This window comes from Rheinheimera metallidurans (assembly GCF_036983985.1).
In the GTDB taxonomy this organism is placed as follows: Bacteria; Pseudomonadota; Gammaproteobacteria; order Enterobacterales; family Alteromonadaceae; genus Alishewanella; species Alishewanella metallidurans.
Genome location: NZ_JALAHQ010000007.1, coordinates 19,982 through 35,354, shown reverse-complemented (window position 1 = coordinate 35,354; position 15,373 = coordinate 19,982). Strand labels below are relative to the sequence as shown.

Here is a 15,373-nt window from a genome sequence, read left to right as displayed (position 1 = left end):
TAAGGAGTATCCCTTGGCATCTATTCCCGCAACGATGCAAGCCGTGCTGGTTACTAATACGGGTAAAGATAGCACTTTAGTTATAAAGCCTATACCCGTACCAGTACCTTCGGCCGAGCAGCTATTAATAAAAGTAGCTGCTGCTGGTGTTAATCGAGCCGACTTAATGCAGCGCCGTGGGTTTTATCCGCCACCAGAGGGTGAGAGCGATGTCTTGGGCCTTGAAGTAGCCGGTGTGGTAGTTGCTGCTGGCGCACAGCATAAAAGCTGGCTTGGTAAAGCGGTATTTGGTTTAGTACCGGGTGGCGGTTATGCCGAGTATGCATTGTTACACGCCGGCCATGCTATGCCTGTACCTGCTGGTTACACTATGGCCGAAGCTGCAGCAACTGCAGAAGTATTTTTAACCGCTTATCAACTGATGTGTAAGATTGGTAACTTGCAAGCAGGGCAGCGGGTGCTTATTCATGCCGGTGCCAGTGGCGTAGGTACTGCAGCTATTCAATTAGCGAAAACTATTGGTGCTAAGGTTGCGGTCACTGCCAGTAGCGATGCCAAGCTTGCATTGTGTAAAACCTTAGGTGCAGATGTATTATTAAATTATAATAGTGTTGCCTTTGAACAAGCACTATCGGCAATCTGGCCAGACGGTGTTAATCTAATACTCGATTCAGTAGCTGGCGCTTATGTTAGCCGTGAAATACCGCTGCTGGCGATGGATGGTAAAATTGTGTTGTATGCCATGATGGGTGGCAAAGACGTGCCGCAGCTTGATTTATCCGCGCTATTTAAGCGGCGCGGTCAGGTAATATGCTCTACTTTACGCAATCGTAGTAACCAATATAAAACACAATTAACTCAAGCCTTTTATCAAAGCTATGGCCAGGCCTTAGCTCAACGACAGCTGAAGCCGGTGTTACAGCAGCAGTTTAATTGGCAACAAGCAGAGCAAGCGCATCAATTAATGGCCAGTAATGGCACCCTCGGTAAGCTTGTTTTAACGCTATGATTTAAAATAAAAAATAACTGCGCAGGTTCGCGAATAGTAGTAGGCTAACACAAGCTAGTTAATCATTAGGATATTTTGTAAGAATGACACTCGGTACCATTGGTAAGTCTAATTACAGCAAGTCTGTATCGGTATTAATAAGTCGTATTTATGACACTAACCCTGTGGCAAATTCTTTATACCAGCAGGCTCAACAGTATTTTCAGCAGAGCGAAGAGCAAAAAGCGGAAAAAATAGAACTAGAGCAACAGGTTTATTTATTTGAAAACCGCCAGCAGCAAGTAAGTAAGCGTGATGCCGCATTGGTTGAGCGTAATTTGCAACAAGCACAAACTGAAAAAAATACGTTCCAGCAAGCACGTGATGAAGAAGCCAGTCAACGTTATTCTGCATTAAAACTGGTTTGCGATGATATTTTAGCGCTAAGCCAAGGCGAAAGTGAAGAAGATACCAAGGTGCTTAGTGCAAAGTTATTGGGCACTATTCAGTTACTATCGCCAGCCGAAGGCAAACAGGTTGCAATAAGTAATCAGAAAAGTAAGCATCTATATAAAGCCATTCTATCTTTACGCTTACTTGATAAGCTGCTCGCAGATGGCGATCTAAAAAATGCCTATGTGCAACAGCGTTACTTAGCAAGTAAAGGCAAGCAATTTGCAAAAGACGACTATCACCCGTTTCGTGATGATGTGCAAATACCCTTGTTAATGGCCGCATTGCTGCAAGATATTGGTAGTTGTCACCCCGACGCCTTGCTTATTTTGACTGGTAATGATGGTAACGCAGATGAGTTTCGCGTGCTGGAAAATGACGAGCGCTTAGCATTACTGCAAATTAGTTATCGCGAAAGTGTTAATTATGTTTCTTATGGCATTGGCCTGGGTAAATACAGCGGAAACTCAAGAAGCGAGCGCGATACCTTTATTAAATTAGAGGCTGAGCGCCAGAGCTTTGTACTGTCGTTGTTAAAAAGTGCCATTAAGCCAGAGCATGGTATTGGCAACGTGCTTAAAATTCCGCAAATTTATACCTCAGTCGTGCTATCAACAAAAAGTAGCTTTTCATACGAAACCTTGCCCAAGGTAACGCTGGTGCTAGAAATGGGCGTAGAAAAGGGTGTGTATAGTAAAGTCGCGGTTGATGCGTTAATTAGTATTACTGGTGTGTTTCCACAAGGATTTGGTATTACCTATATTCCTAAAGATTCAGATCGCCAAGATTTAGACCGTTATGAATATGCCATAGTTACTGGTTTATACCCTGCAGATCCGCGTAAACCAATCTGCAGAATGGTTACCCGTAATTTAACTTACAACGTATCAGCCCAAGGCTGTACGGTTAGTGTGGAAAATAACCTTTATTATCCGCAAGCACGTAAAAAATTAGAGCGGATCAGTGAAGAGCGCTTGTTAGAAATTTTAAGTAAGTTGGTATCTAACTTCGAAGAGCGGAAAAATATGGCATTATTACCCAAATGCTGGCATCCCGAAGAATATTTTTCTTATATGAAAAACCAAAATTTATGGAATAAAGTGGTGATGCACCCTAATTAATAGGGTGCTGCTGCATTAACTGTCCGCTGGAGTTTTTGCCGTGCGGTAAGTATTCGTTAGCGAGTCATAATCATCTTCAATCGCTTGAAAATCGATATCTTCGTCATATCCTGCCGGTACTTGTTGCCGTGTCGCTATAAAGTCATCGTCACGCATCTGCGCTGTTACTACATCTTGGTCAACACGGGGATCTAATGCGGCTGCCAGTGGCGATGAAACTAAGTCACCCGAGCCCATTTTAAACTGGGCATTTTGCTGTTCTTCCATCATGCGTTTTGCTTGTTTTTGCGTATAGTTAACGCGTAATAAACGTAAAAACAATGAAAATGCGCAGCAGCTAATAAAGGCATATAGCATGGCTGGGCCAATTAGCTGCATTAATGTGGAGGCTAATAGCGGGCCCAAGCTAGCACCTAAACCAAAGGTTAATAAAATGGTGGCCGATAGTGCGACACGATCATTTTGCTCGACATTTTGATTAGCGAACGCCGAAGCAATGGGATATAGCGTAAAGGCGAGTATGCCATAGAAAAAGGTCGCAACTATTAGCCCAATACCGGATAACGGTAGCAGCGCAATAAACAGAGTTAGAATAGTAAGCGCCGCGGCGTTAAAACGTAAAATACGCCCACGTGGAATGCGATCCGAGATTTTCCCCATAGGCCACTGAGCCAATAAGCCAGCCAAAATAGTCGTTGACATAAATAGGGTTACTTGCTCTGTTGTCATGCCCTTACTTGCCGCATAAGCCGGTGCTAAACCATAAAATGAACCGGCCATCATGCCGGCTACAGTAACCGCTGTAAGTGACTGCGGTACCAATTTCCAAAAGGCTAAAATTTTCAGTGGCGCCGGTTGTAATGGTGCAGGATGAATGCGCGTTGTTAGTGCGATAGGCACAATACAAAGCGAGTAACACATACTGATAATTAATAATGGCGCAATGCCCAGAGCCGGGAATTGACTTAACATGATTTGCCCGCCAATCATGCCAAGGTAAGAGGTGATCATATAAGCTGCAAACACCGTACCGCGCTGCGAGCTTTCGGATTGCTCGTTTAACCAGCTTTCTAATACCATGTACTGGCACATCATGCCCATGCCAACAATCACGCGCATTACCAGCCATATTTCTAATTGCTGTGTTAGCACATGGCTGGTTGCACAAGCACTGACAATGGCGGCACTGGCAACAAACGCACGAATATGGCCAACGCGCGCGATCACTTTATGGCCGAGTTTAGAGCCTAGTACTAGCCCAAAGTAGTAGCAGGACATCATGGCGCCGATCCAAACTGAATCGACGTTTTGTTGAGCTAACGACAAACCTAAGTAAGTAGATAATGACCCTTGGGCCACCAGCATTAATAGGGTAGTCAGAAATAAAGCACTAAAACTACGATAAGGGCTTTTACTGGTCATCCTTAAACCTTAATAAGCAGGCAGCTGGGCTGTCTGAAAGTTTATTTTACACGCATACCTGGGGTTGCGCCGTCATCAGGTGATAGAATAAACAAGTCGCTACCGCCTGGGCCTGCGGCTAATACCATGCCTTCAGATAAACCAAAGCGCATTTTGCGTGGCGCTAAATTCGCTACCATTACGGTTAAGCGGCCTTCCAGCTGTTCAGGGCTATAAGCTGATTTAATACCGGCAAATACTTGGCGTATTTCGCCATTACCAATATCAAGCTGCAGCTGTACTAGCTTATCTGCACCTTCAACCGCACTGGCTTTAACAATTTTTGCTACGCGTAAATCAATTTTAGCAAAATCGTCTATGTTAATTGTTTCAGCGATAGGTTCACGTTCGGTGCTGGCATTCAGGCTTTGTTGCTCGACTTTAACCGTTTTGCTTGCCTCTGCTTTAGCGGCCACTTGCGGCTGCAAATTATCTTTTGATGCTTCGACCATGGCGGCTACTTTAACAGGATCTACCCGCTGCATTAATGCTTTAAATGGGCTAATGGCATGGTTAGTTAATGCTTGCTGATAGTTATTCCAGCTTAGCTCAGTATTTAAAAACGCTTCAGTTTCGGCCGCCATTAATGGCAACACCGGTTTTAAATAGTGCATTAGTACACGAAACAGGTTAATACCCATTGAGCATACGTCGTGAGCTTCTTGTTGCTTACTGTCATCTTTAACCAACACCCAAGGTGCCTTGGCATCAATATATTGGTTAGCTTTATCGGCTAGCGTCATAATGTCACGAATAGCGCGCGCAAACTCACGGTGTTCAAAGCTGTCGGCAATACTGTCGCCGGCAGCAACAAATTCAGCTAATAACTGAGGTTCTGCTACTGTAGCAGATAACTTACCGTCGTAACGCTTGCTAATAAAGCTAGCGCAGCGGCTAGCAATATTAACCACTTTACCGACTAAATCAGCATTCACTTTTTGGCTAAAGTCATCCAAATTTAAATCGAGATCAGTAATGCTGCTGCTTAATTTTGACGCAAAATAGTAGCGTAGATATTCTGGGTTTAAATAATCTAAATAGGTACGCGCTTTAATAAAGGTACCGCGCGATTTTGACATTTTAGCGCCATTAACCGTAACGAAACCGTGAGCAAAAATGGCATTAGGTTTACGCATACCGGCGCCATGCAACATGGCTGGCCAAAACAGGCTATGAAAATAAATAATGTCTTTACCGATAAAATGGTAAATTTCAGCGGTTGAATCTAAATGCCAGAAGCTATCAAAATCGACACCGGTTTTATCGCATAAGTTTTTAAAGCTAGCCAAATAGCCAATAGGCGCATCTAACCATACATAGAAAAATTTACCTGGTGCATTAGGTATTTCAAAGCCGAAGTAGGGTGCGTCTCGGCTGATATCCCACATTTGTAAGCCATCTTTAAACCATTCTTGCAGCTTATTAGCCATTTCTTCTTGTAAGCTACCGCTGCGAGTCCAATCTTGTAACATCTGGCTAAACGCGGGTAAGTCAAAGAAGTAGTGTTCTGAGTCTTTTAATATTGGTGTTGCGCCTGATACCACAGAGCGAGCATTTTTCACTTCCGTTGGGCTGTAAGTCGCACCGCACACATCGCAGCTATCGCCGTTTTGATCTAGCGCACCACATTTAGGGCAGTCACCTTTAACAAAGCGATCCGGTAAAAACATCTGTTTTTCTGGATCAAATAACTGGCTAATGGTTTTGCGTTTAATGTAGCCGTTTTCGTTTAGCTTATTATAAATTTGGTTAGCAAAAGCACGGTTTTCGTCGCTATGCGTAGAGTGATAATTGTCAAAGTGAATAGCAAAACCGGAAAAATCGGCTTGATGCTCAATATTGGTTTGCGCAATCATTTGTTCTGGCGTAATACCCAACTCTTGTGCCTTTAGCATAATTGGGGTGCCATGAGCATCGTCAGCGCAAACATAATAACATTCATGGCCGCGGGCCTTTTGAAACCGCGCCCAAATATCCGTTTGAATGTATTCCAGTAAATGACCTAAATGAATCGGGCCATTGGCATAGGGTAAAGCGCTAGTAACAAGAATTTTGCGTGTTGACATTAAGCTGTGCTCTTTTGCATAAATAACTGAAAAAATATAGTTAAATGATACACTAGCTGGCATCGATCCGCACCCGCCATCAGGCGGTTGTGGTAAAAAAACGTGTTAATGCCTGAAATTGGAACTTACCGATGTTTAACTGGTTTAAATCTACTAAAACCGATGTTGTGCCCGATGCCGTGCAGCAGTTTTTGCAGCATTGGCAATTGCCTGACAGCGGCGCCCCGTTATCGTTGTTGCTCGATGCGGTGAACTTAAACAAAAATAACCTGCAAATTACGCTTAAATTGCCGTTGTTATCACTTGCTCAGCCCTTGCAACAAGCCTTGCACAGTGCCGGTTTTAGTTATGAATTGGCACTAGACTACCGCAATGCAACTACCGCTATTTTTAAGCAAATTAAACAAATTATTTTGGTGGCATCTGGTAAGGGCGGCGTAGGCAAGTCGACTACTGCGGTAAATTTGGCCGTTGCGCTTAGCCTAGAAGGCGCAAAGGTGGGGCTGTTAGACGCCGACATATACGGCCCCTCTATTCCGACGATGCTAGGGTTAAGCGGCGAAAAAATTAGCTCAGCTGATAACAAGCTAATGCAGCCTAAATTTGCCCATGGCGTATATCTGCAATCAATTGGCTTTTTAGTTGACCCACAGCAGGCCTCAGTTTGGCGTGGACCAATGGCTAGCCAAGCCTTAATGCAACTCCTTAATGAAACAGTATGGCCTGAGCTTGATTATCTTGTTGTTGATATGCCACCCGGTACTGGTGATATTCAGCTAACTATGGCGCAAAAGCTGCCCGTAAGTGGCGCGCTGGTTGTTACCACGCCGCAAGATATTGCGTTGTCCGATGCAGAAAAAGCGATCAGTATGTTTCGTCAGGTCAATATCCCTATTTTGGGCCTTGTGGAAAACATGAGTTTTTATCTATGTCAGCAATGTGGTAGTAAAGATGATATTTTTGGAACCGACGGTGGTTTGCTGCTGGCAGAACGTTATCAAGTGTCTGTACTTGGCCAGCTGCCATTACAAAAACATATACGCGAACAGGCTGACGCTGGAATTCCGGCGGTATTAATGCCGCAGCCAGTGGCCGATATTTACCGTACAATAGGCCGGCAGCTAATGCTGGCTTTACATTGGCATAATGCTAAACAGGCTGCAAGCCAGCCAGAAATTATAATAACGGACGATTAAAATGAGATTGTGTGATCGCGATATAGAACGCTATTTAGCCGAAGGTAAAATTAAAATTGAGCCATTACCTGATGCCGACATGATTAGTGGCGTTAGCGTAGATATTCGCTTAGGTAATAAATTTCGTGTATTTCAAGCTCATGCCGCACCTTATATCGACTTAAGTGGGCCAAGAGCCGAAGTAGATAAAGCGTTAAACAGTGTAATGAGTGATGAAATTTATATTGTCGATGGTGAAAAGTTTATTTTGCATCCGGGCGAACTAGCATTAGCCATGACGCAGGAGTCGATAACCTTACCTGCTGATATTGTTGGCTGGTTAGATGGCCGCTCATCGTTAGCACGTTTAGGTTTAATGGTACACGTAACCGCACATCGCATTGATCCGGGTTGGTCGGGTAATATTGTGCTGGAATTTTACAACAGCGGTAAATTGCCGTTAGCGCTACAGCCAAAAATGAAAATTGGTGCACTTAACTTTGAATTAATGACCGGCCCTGCAGATCGGCCGTATAACAAACGCTTAGATGCTAAATATCAGCAACAAACTGGCGCCGTAGCTAGCCGCATTGGCCATGACGACAAAGGTTAAACGTATTAGCCCTTGGCCAAATAAAAAACCCACGTAAAAACGTGGGCCAAAGCTATAAAGCAAAAATGAAGCGTAATTATTATGCAATAAAACTGCATAGCTTGGCAATGTTGCTTTGTGTTTTACGCTGATAAAAAATAGATTAACGATTAACAAGGTGTCGCTATGAAACTCTATGGTTCACAAACATCACCCTATGCGCGACGTATTAGGTTATTGCTGGCCACTACCGCACATGAATTTATTAATTTGAATATATTTTCGCCTGATGATCGTGAAACCTTGGCGGCAATTAATCCAACTTTACGTATACCTATGTTAGTTGATGACAGCCAGACCATCTTTGACTCGGCGGTTATACAACGGTATATAGCGGGTAAATTGGCACTGTCGACGCTAAGTTGGTATCAAGAAAACCAACTCACGGTAATTAATGCGGTAAATGACTCCTTAGTTGTGCTGTTGCAATGCAGCCGCAGCGGCTTTGATACCAGTGACGATATATTGTTTTTTAATTTACAAAAAGAGCGAGTGGCTACCTCGCTATATGTGCTAGAGCAGCAGGCGGCTAATGGTGAGTTTGCTAACTGGAACTATGTCACTATGGCGCTTTATAGCCTAGTTGATTGGGTGTTATTTCGTGAGTTAGTAGAGCTGGACGATTATCCGGCGTTGCTACAATGTGTTGTTAACAATGCGCAGCAAGCCGGTGTAAAACAGAGTGATCCGCGTTTAGGTTAGCCGCTAAACCTGTGCTGCTTTTAGTAGCACAGGTTCAATCATTACACTTTGCTCAGCATCAGATAACCATATTTGACCTTCGCTAATGTTGTATTGCAGATCCATATTGCGATTAACTAATTTTGCCATCGCTTTAACGGCATCTTCAGGTATTTCAATAATTTGTAAGTTACTGTAGCGTTCAAGTGCTTGCTGGCTGTTTTTCCACCACACCGGCACACTGCGTCCACCATAACAATATAAAGTCACTAGCTTGGCGCGACCGGCCGCTTTACGTAGCCATTTTTCATCACTTTGACCAAATTCGACCCATAAGTTAATTTCACCACTCAGGCTTTTATCCCATAACTCAGGCTCGTTATCCTCAGTGCTTAAACCTTTAGTGAAGGCGAGGGTGTCACTGGCATTTAGTACAAAGGCTAACAAGCGGACCATCATGCGTTCATCATTCTCTGATGGGTGCTGCGCCAGCATTAGGCTATGGTTGTGATAATAATGGCGATCCATATCAGCAATCTGCAGTTGTACTTTAAATACGGTGGCTTTTAATGCCATAACTCTCTCACTACTAAGACAAAGGCGCCGAGTGTAACGCGAAGCTGCGCTGGGCTCAATTTAACTGTATGTATGCTTACTATTTTAATATTGAAGTTAGTAATATGATTTACGGATTAAATAGCTTCAGGCGCGATTAAGCTGCAGCCTGTTTACATAGTTAAAACCTAACCTGGAAATAGTATAAATATGCGTAATTTAGTAGCGGTATCAGTATTAATGGCGTTTGCTCTATCAGCACAAGCCAACACACTATTAACAGATGAAAATCTTAACCAATTAGAAGCCATGTTACCTAAATTACAGCAATTAGAGCAGCGGCCACAAAATAAGCAGTTTCAATTAAAGCAACATTGCAACTGGTCGCAGCATTATGCTGAACTAAGTTCTCAGGAAAAAGACAGCAAATATCAAGCACAAATTGAACAACTAGCTAAACAGCATGGCTTTACCCCCGTGCAATTTGTTGAGTTAAGCGCAAAAGTGACTTGGCCTATTTTAGATAGTGTGCAGCCGATGCTGGAGATATCGCGTCAAGCGATGGTGTTTTTGCCGGAAGCACAACGAAAAAACACAGAAAAAACCGTAACTCAAGGCCAGCAGTATTACAAAACATTAAGTAGCTGTTTAACCAATGATGATAAAACGGCGCTAGATAAACATCATGATCGCATTATGCAAATGGCACAGCGTCTTGGTGGCGTGGGGCAAATGTTACCCAAGGGTATGGTAATGCCAGCTAACTAGTTTACATATTGAAGCGTAGCTAGGCCGAGCGACTTAGCTACGTTAGGATTAAAGTTTAAGGTAGTAATGCTTGTACTAATTGATGCACAGCTTGCAGCTGCGGTCCGGTTTTTGTTGCATAATCGGCACCGGTATAGCCCCACCAATCCCAACAGGCATTAGGGTTAAACGGATTAATGCTACTGGCAACCGTCTGCGGGTAAAATATCACTAAATTATTAGTATCAGCATAGTTATTCAAGTCGGTACCAGTAACAAAAGCATCGCCTACGCTATTAGCATTCTGCTTACAGCCATGAAAACTAACATGCAGCTTACAAGGCTCCCCTGCGGCACAACTTACTGGTACATATAAATAACCTATTTCGGCCAGCGTATCTTTAGCGGCAGCGGCTAATTGGTGCTGATTAATCTCTAGTAACGTTCCAGTTGTGCTTGTTGTTTTGGCTTTTACCTTGCCAAGTAAATGTTGTAGTAGTGAGCCCGAAGCATCATAACCGCAACTGGCTAGGTGGGGGGCTTCTGAACGCTCGCAGCTACCTAAGTTAGGGCGATCGGTAGGAAACGTATGAGCAAATGGCTTGTCATTAATTAGTACAATGTTTTCGGGAGTAACCCACTGTTTATACTGTTCATACAATAGGGTTGCTAGCTTGGGTTGTACCGTAGCATCTTTAGCACCATGAAATATCCATATTTTGTCATCTTTGAGCGTAATTAATGGTGCCAATTTTCCGGCTGAGCGCTGCGCGGCGATATATTGCTTTATTGCCAGTATATCTGGCGCGCTGGTGTCTTTGTTAAAGCAGTGCTCTAAAGCTAAACCTAAACTGTTTTGTGCGCAATATACTGGGCCGCCAGCTAACATTGCGACACCATCTACCTGCTCGGCAAAGGCGACATGGTATTGTCCGGCCATGTAGGCTCCGCTAGATAAACCCGATAAGGTAATGCTTTGCTCAAGCTTTAAATCGCTAAGGGCGGGTGTTGCATTTAGCGTTGTAGCAAAAAGAGATAGCAACGTAAGGGCAGATAATTTAACAACACGCATAAAAACTCCCAAATTCATTGTAGTAGTGACTAATTTGGCACACCAGTAAACATGCTGCAATAGGGCTTTAGTACAGTGCAGTCAGCGTGTACTTATTAATGCTACAGCTTATGATAAAGTAAATAATATTACTAATTCCGGAGTTAACTATGCGTACAGCTCGTCGTTTTACTTTTCCCTTGTTACTGCTGATAGCCAACAGCCCCATGCTAGTGGCTAAAACTATGACAGAGATACTCGCAGCATCACCTGCTAATGACTGGCGCGTAGTTGATAACACTAATGTGCTTTACTTAAACCTAGCCGTTGGCACGGTCGTTATTGAGCTGGCACCCCAGTTTGCGCCTAATCATGTGGCTAATATTAAAGCCTTAGCCAGTGAAGGGTATTATGATGGCTTAGCCGTAGTGCGCTCGCATGATAACTACGTAGTGCAGTGGGCCGATCCCAACGCGGATAGCGCAAAAGCGAAACCGCTGATTAAAGCCAAACATAATTTACCCGCTGAATATACCGCTAGTTACAGCGATACTTTTGCCTTTACCGCACTGCCAGATAGTGATGGCTATGCGCCACTCGTTGGCCATAGTTATGGTTTTGCGGCAGCACGTAACCCAGAAACTAAAACCACCTGGCTAGCGCACTGCTATGGTGCTGTTGGTGTGTCACGAGGCAATGAGGACAATAGTGGCGACGGTACATCGTTATATGTGGTTACTGGTCATGCGCCAAGGCATTTAGATCAAAATATTACTCTGGTAGGTAGAGTGCTTCAGGGCATGGAGTTACTCAGTAGTTTACCCCGTGGCACAGGCCCGCTTGGGTTTTATCAACAGCCTAGTGAGTATACGCTTATCGATAGCGTTAAATTAGCGGCACAGTTGCCGACCACGCAGCAGCGTAAATTGGAAGTGCTGCGCACAGATAGCAAAACCTTTGCTAAGACCAGCGAAAGCCAGCGTAATCGGGGCGGTGATTGGTATAAAAAGCCAGCTGGCTATATTGAACTGTGTAATGTTGCGTTACCGGTTCGGGCCAATTAATCTGGCTGCGTGGTAGTATCAGCTAAGCGGTTTTCTGTTACACTAAGCGTTGCTTTGGTGTGGCAGAAGCCCACGTAAAAGGGGAGTAGGTGCAAGCCTGCATTGTACCCATGTTAGGAGTGGGTTTTGCTAAAATTGTCTGCCGTTTGTCTAAAGCTTGGCGAAAAAACCGTATTAAACGATATTAGCTTTGCATTACATAATAACGAGTTTATTGGTGTTATTGGCCCTAATGGCGCCGGTAAAAGTAGTTTGTTACGAGTGGTGCAGCGCTCATTAACGGCAAATAGTGGCCAAATAATGTTAAAGCAGCGTGCGTTAGCGCAGTATAAAACGGCCGAGCTGGCGCGTACATTAGCCGTAGTTAGCCAAAACCCAATACCTTTGTTTGCCCTTACCGTAGAGCAAGTGGCGACTATGGGGTTGTTACCGCACAAAAGCTGGTTTGAAGTAAATCATAGTCAAGACCAACATCAAGTTAGCCAGGCTCTGAATAGAGTTGGTCTAGCCGACAAAGCGTCACAACTTATCGATACCCTATCTGGCGGCGAATTGCAGCGATTATATATCGCTCGAGCCCTGGTACAGCGCCCTGCATTACTACTGCTTGATGAACCGACTAACCATTTAGACGTACAATATCAGCATCAAGTATTAGAATTGGTTCGTGCACTAGGTATCCCCGCATTAGCCTGTCTACACGATTTAAACCTTGCCGCCATGTATTGCGATAAAATTTTATTACTGCATCAGGGGCAGCAATATGCGTTTGGTACGCCAGAGCAGGTATTAACTACTGAACTGTTGCAACCGGTATTTGGCTTAGCCTGTGAGGTAACAACTCATGTTTTGTTACGCAAGCAGCAAGTTACCTTTTTACCAAGCCAAACTGGAACTTTATGTTAAAGCGACATTATAAACTCGCCATGTGGTTGTCGACGGCGCTACTGGTATTGAGCATGCTTATCAGCTTAAGCATAGGTAGCGTTAGTATTACCTTGCTTGATACGTTAACTGTGTTAGCGGGCCAAGCTGGACCTTCGTCACTGGCGCAGACCATTATTTTACAAATACGCTTACCACGTTTGCTCTGCGCGGTGTTGGTTGGGGCGGGGCTGGCTATATCAGGCGCTATTTTACAAAACGCTACACGCAACCCGCTCGCCGATCCTTATCTATTTGGTTTAATGGCGGGCGCCGGTTTGGGTGCTACATTAGTTAGTGTCGTATTACCCGCTCATATAATTAGTATGGCGCTAGGTGCATTTGTTGGCGCATTGTTTGCGGTTGTCTTGGTATTTGCGGTCTGTGCAGGGCAACACTGGCGCAAGGTAGAGTACACTTTACTGGCCGGTGTGGCGGTTTCTTTTATGCTAAGCGCTGTCAGTAGCTTTGTACTGTATTTTGCCGAACCATTTGCTGCTAACCGTATTATGTTTTGGTTAATGGGCAGTTTAAGCCGAACTGACTGGTTTAGTGTGCTGTTACTAAGTCCGGTCGTATTGCTAGTGCTAGTATTAGCGCTGGCGCTACGGCGTCAACTAGATGCACTACTGCTTAGTGATGAAAGCGCACGCACGCTTGGGGTAAATACCCAAACTTTACGTTTAGTACTGTTATTAGCAACGGCGCTATTAACAGCGTGCATTGTGTCGCAGTGTGGTGGTATTGCCTTTGTTGGTTTAATGGTGCCGCACATTGTACGACATTATTTCGGTGTAACCTCGGTGCGCTTATTATTGGGTTCGGTGTTAGTGGGTGCACTATTTATGGTTTGGGTAGACAATTTAGCGCGTACTGTACTACCGCAACAAGAGATCCCGCTGGGCGTTATTACATCGCTTGCGGGAAGTGTTTTTTTTCTTCTGATCATGCGCCGGCAACGGCTATAGCGAAAGGTTATGACCACAGATAATGTCAAACAGCAACGCCATCAAGAACGGCAACAACGCTTAAAAGCGCAAGTAGATAGCGCTATTGCTGCCGCAAGTGACGACAAAGGTTTGTTGTTGGTAATAACCGGAAACGGTAAGGGTAAATCAACCTCGGGATTTGGTACTGTAGCTCGTGCTGTAGGCCATGGTTTGTCTGCCGCAGTAGTGCAATTTATTAAAGGAAATTGGGACTGTGGCGAGCGCAACTTGCTGGCGCAACATGGCGTACAATTTGCGGTAATGGCCACCGGTTTTACTTGGGATACCCAAGATAAAGCTGCCGATATGGCCGCAGCAGAGCAAACTTGGCTACAAGCCGAGCAGTTTTTGGTCGATCCAAACATTGATATGGTATTGCTAGACGAGCTAACCTACATGCTAAGTTATCACTACTTACCACTAGAACGTATAGAGCAAGCTCTGCTTAATCGCCCAGCGACACAGCATGTGGTTATTACTGGCCGCGCCTGCCATCGACGTATTATTGAATTAGCTGATACCGTAAGTGAAGTGCAAAATGTTAAGCACGCTTTCGATCATGGCATTAAAGCCCAACGCGGAGTCGATTGGTGAGTAATCGTTTAGTGTTTTCAAGCATAGTGGTGCTATTCCTTGCACTGCATAGCATAGCAGCACAGGCTAAACCGCAACGTATTATTGCTTTAGCGCCACACATTACCGAGATGTTATACGCCATAGGAGCGGGTGAGCAACTTGTTGGCGTAAGCGACTACAGTGATTACCCTATAGCGGCCAGCACCTTACCTAGCGTGGCTAATTATGCCAGCATCAATTTAGAAGCCGTATTAGCCCTACGACCAGATTTAGTGATTGCTTGGAAAACCGGTAACCCGCAAGCAGATATAGCAAGATTGCAGCAGTTTGGTATTAAAGTAGTATTTTCTGATCCGTTAACGCTAGATGATATTGCAACCGAGTTGCGGTTTTTAGGTGAGGTTACCGAAAATACGCCGCAAGCAAACGATGTTGCTAGCCAGTTTAGCCAGCAATTAGCTGAGCTTCGCGCTAAGTTTCAGCATAAAAAACCAGTAACGGTATTTTTTGCGATGAGTACAGCACCGTTAAGCACAGTTGCTAATAACGCTTGGCCACAGCAAATGCTGCATATCTGTGCTGCGCAAAATAGCTTCGCTTCCGCCAAAGGTGATTATCCACAGGTAGGCATCGAACAGATTATTGCCGCTCAGCCACAGGTCATTATTCAAGCACAACGCGATAATGTGGTGGCTGATTTTAGCTACTGGCAGCGTTTTAACACGCTACCCGCGGTTAAAAAATCGCAATATTTAACGGTTAATGCCGATTACTTATATCGCACCACGCCACGCACCTTGCTAGGAATTAAGCAGTTATGCGAGGGCGTGGACAGTTATCGCTAAGCTAAAGGTTAATAACGTATCGTTA

General features: G+C 44.4%; 15 protein-coding genes. 11 read left to right on the top strand and 4 right to left on the bottom strand.

What is annotated here, in order from left to right:
- The first annotated feature begins 13 nt into the window (after window positions 1-13).
- Window positions 14-1,009, top strand: a complete 996-nt coding sequence (locus MN199_RS14250; RefSeq protein WP_335739889.1) for an NAD(P)H-quinone oxidoreductase — start codon at window positions 14-16, stop codon at window positions 1,007-1,009.
- A gap of 83 nt (window positions 1,010-1,092) precedes the next feature.
- Window positions 1,093-2,562, top strand: coding sequence for a hypothetical protein (locus MN199_RS14245; RefSeq protein WP_335739888.1), 1,470 nt, complete (start codon window positions 1,093-1,095; stop codon window positions 2,560-2,562).
- Window positions 2,563-2,577: 15 nt separating this feature from the next.
- Here MN199_RS14245 and MN199_RS14240 read toward each other — a convergent pair whose 3' ends face one another.
- Together MN199_RS14240 and metG are read right to left on the bottom strand one after the other, a co-directional pair.
- On the bottom strand, window positions 2,578-3,984 hold the full coding sequence (locus MN199_RS14240; protein ID WP_335739887.1) for an MFS transporter: 1,407 nt from the start codon (window positions 3,982-3,984) through the stop codon (window positions 2,578-2,580).
- A 41-nt stretch (window positions 3,985-4,025) separates the two neighbouring features.
- The gene (gene metG / locus MN199_RS14235) at window positions 4,026-6,089 is read right to left on the bottom strand and encodes a methionine--tRNA ligase (protein ID WP_335739886.1); all 2,064 of its coding nucleotides are present in this window, start codon (window positions 6,087-6,089) and stop codon (window positions 4,026-4,028) included.
- Between the two features lie 131 nt (window positions 6,090-6,220).
- Between metG and apbC the strand changes: the two genes are divergently transcribed.
- From apbC to MN199_RS14220, 3 genes are all read left to right on the top strand, one after another.
- Entirely contained in the window at window positions 6,221-7,285 is a 1,065-nt protein-coding gene (gene apbC, locus MN199_RS14230) for an iron-sulfur cluster carrier protein ApbC (RefSeq protein ID WP_335739885.1), read from the top strand.
- A 1-nt stretch (window position 7,286) separates the two neighbouring features.
- Window positions 7,287-7,877: a dCTP deaminase gene (gene dcd, locus MN199_RS14225; RefSeq protein WP_132583174.1), complete on the top strand. Its 591-nt coding sequence runs from the start codon at window positions 7,287-7,289 to the stop codon at window positions 7,875-7,877.
- Window positions 7,878-8,042: 165 nt separating this feature from the next.
- The gene (locus MN199_RS14220) at window positions 8,043-8,618 is read left to right on the top strand and encodes a glutathione S-transferase family protein (protein ID WP_335739884.1); all 576 of its coding nucleotides are present in this window, start codon (window positions 8,043-8,045) and stop codon (window positions 8,616-8,618) included.
- A gap of 3 nt (window positions 8,619-8,621) precedes the next feature.
- On the opposite strand, the gene MN199_RS14215 is transcribed toward MN199_RS14220, so the two are convergent.
- The gene (locus MN199_RS14215) at window positions 8,622-9,173 is read right to left on the bottom strand and encodes a YaeQ family protein (RefSeq protein WP_132583178.1); all 552 of its coding nucleotides are present in this window, start codon (window positions 9,171-9,173) and stop codon (window positions 8,622-8,624) included.
- A 189-nt stretch (window positions 9,174-9,362) separates the two neighbouring features.
- On the opposite strand from MN199_RS14215, the gene MN199_RS14210 reads away from it, so the two are divergent.
- On the top strand, window positions 9,363-9,920 hold the full coding sequence (locus MN199_RS14210; protein WP_335739883.1) for a hypothetical protein: 558 nt from the start codon (window positions 9,363-9,365) through the stop codon (window positions 9,918-9,920).
- A 55-nt stretch (window positions 9,921-9,975) separates the two neighbouring features.
- Here MN199_RS14210 and MN199_RS14205 read toward each other — a convergent pair whose 3' ends face one another.
- The gene (locus MN199_RS14205; protein WP_335739882.1) at window positions 9,976-10,971 is read right to left on the bottom strand and encodes an extracellular catalytic domain type 2 short-chain-length polyhydroxyalkanoate depolymerase; all 996 of its coding nucleotides are present in this window, start codon (window positions 10,969-10,971) and stop codon (window positions 9,976-9,978) included.
- A 149-nt stretch (window positions 10,972-11,120) separates the two neighbouring features.
- Between MN199_RS14205 and MN199_RS14200 the strand changes: the two genes are divergently transcribed.
- The 5 genes from MN199_RS14200 (at window position 11,121) to MN199_RS14180 (ending at window position 15,348) form a co-directional block, all read left to right on the top strand.
- Complete coding sequence (locus tag MN199_RS14200) at window positions 11,121-12,014, top strand: peptidylprolyl isomerase (RefSeq protein ID WP_335739881.1); 894 nt, start codon at window positions 11,121-11,123, stop codon at window positions 12,012-12,014.
- Between the two features lie 126 nt (window positions 12,015-12,140).
- Window positions 12,141-12,920 (top strand): ABC transporter ATP-binding protein, encoded by a 780-nt coding sequence (locus tag MN199_RS14195; RefSeq protein WP_335739880.1) that lies wholly within the window; start codon window positions 12,141-12,143, stop codon window positions 12,918-12,920.
- A complete protein-coding gene (locus MN199_RS14190) occupies window positions 12,914-13,906 on the top strand; it encodes a FecCD family ABC transporter permease (protein ID WP_132583188.1) in 993 nt (330 codons plus the stop codon). The genes MN199_RS14195 and MN199_RS14190 overlap by 7 nt, the downstream gene beginning before the upstream one ends.
- Window positions 13,907-13,915: 9 nt before the next feature.
- Window positions 13,916-14,521: a cob(I)yrinic acid a,c-diamide adenosyltransferase gene (gene cobO / locus MN199_RS14185; protein WP_335739879.1), complete on the top strand. Its 606-nt coding sequence runs from the start codon at window positions 13,916-13,918 to the stop codon at window positions 14,519-14,521.
- Window positions 14,518-15,348 (top strand): cobalamin-binding protein, encoded by an 831-nt coding sequence (locus tag MN199_RS14180; RefSeq protein ID WP_335739878.1) that lies wholly within the window; start codon window positions 14,518-14,520, stop codon window positions 15,346-15,348. The genes cobO and MN199_RS14180 overlap by 4 nt, the downstream gene beginning before the upstream one ends.
- Window positions 15,349-15,373: the final 25 nt, after the last annotated feature.

What these genes read in the sequence shown, in the direction of transcription:
- MN199_RS14245 (WP_335739888.1), top strand. Translation starts at nt 1,093, where the DNA reads ATGACACTCGGTACCATTGGTAAGTCTAATTACAGCAAGTCTGTATCG.
- MN199_RS14240 (WP_335739887.1), bottom strand. Translation starts at nt 3,984, where the DNA reads ATGACCAGTAAAAGCCCTTATCGTAGTTTTAGTGCTTTATTTCTGACT.
- metG (WP_335739886.1), bottom strand. Translation starts at nt 6,089, where the DNA reads ATGTCAACACGCAAAATTCTTGTTACTAGCGCTTTACCCTATGCCAAT.
- apbC (WP_335739885.1), top strand. Translation starts at nt 6,221, where the DNA reads ATGTTTAACTGGTTTAAATCTACTAAAACCGATGTTGTGCCCGATGCC.
- dcd (WP_132583174.1), top strand. Translation starts at nt 7,287, where the DNA reads ATGAGATTGTGTGATCGCGATATAGAACGCTATTTAGCCGAAGGTAAA.
- MN199_RS14220 (WP_335739884.1), top strand. Translation starts at nt 8,043, where the DNA reads ATGAAACTCTATGGTTCACAAACATCACCCTATGCGCGACGTATTAGG.
- MN199_RS14215 (WP_132583178.1), bottom strand. Translation starts at nt 9,173, where the DNA reads ATGGCATTAAAAGCCACCGTATTTAAAGTACAACTGCAGATTGCTGAT.
- MN199_RS14210 (WP_335739883.1), top strand. Translation starts at nt 9,363, where the DNA reads ATGCGTAATTTAGTAGCGGTATCAGTATTAATGGCGTTTGCTCTATCA.
- MN199_RS14205 (WP_335739882.1), bottom strand. Translation starts at nt 10,971, where the DNA reads ATGCGTGTTGTTAAATTATCTGCCCTTACGTTGCTATCTCTTTTTGCT.
- MN199_RS14200 (WP_335739881.1), top strand. Translation starts at nt 11,121, where the DNA reads ATGCGTACAGCTCGTCGTTTTACTTTTCCCTTGTTACTGCTGATAGCC.
- MN199_RS14190 (WP_132583188.1), top strand. Translation starts at nt 12,914, where the DNA reads ATGTTAAAGCGACATTATAAACTCGCCATGTGGTTGTCGACGGCGCTA.
- cobO (WP_335739879.1), top strand. Translation starts at nt 13,916, where the DNA reads ATGACCACAGATAATGTCAAACAGCAACGCCATCAAGAACGGCAACAA.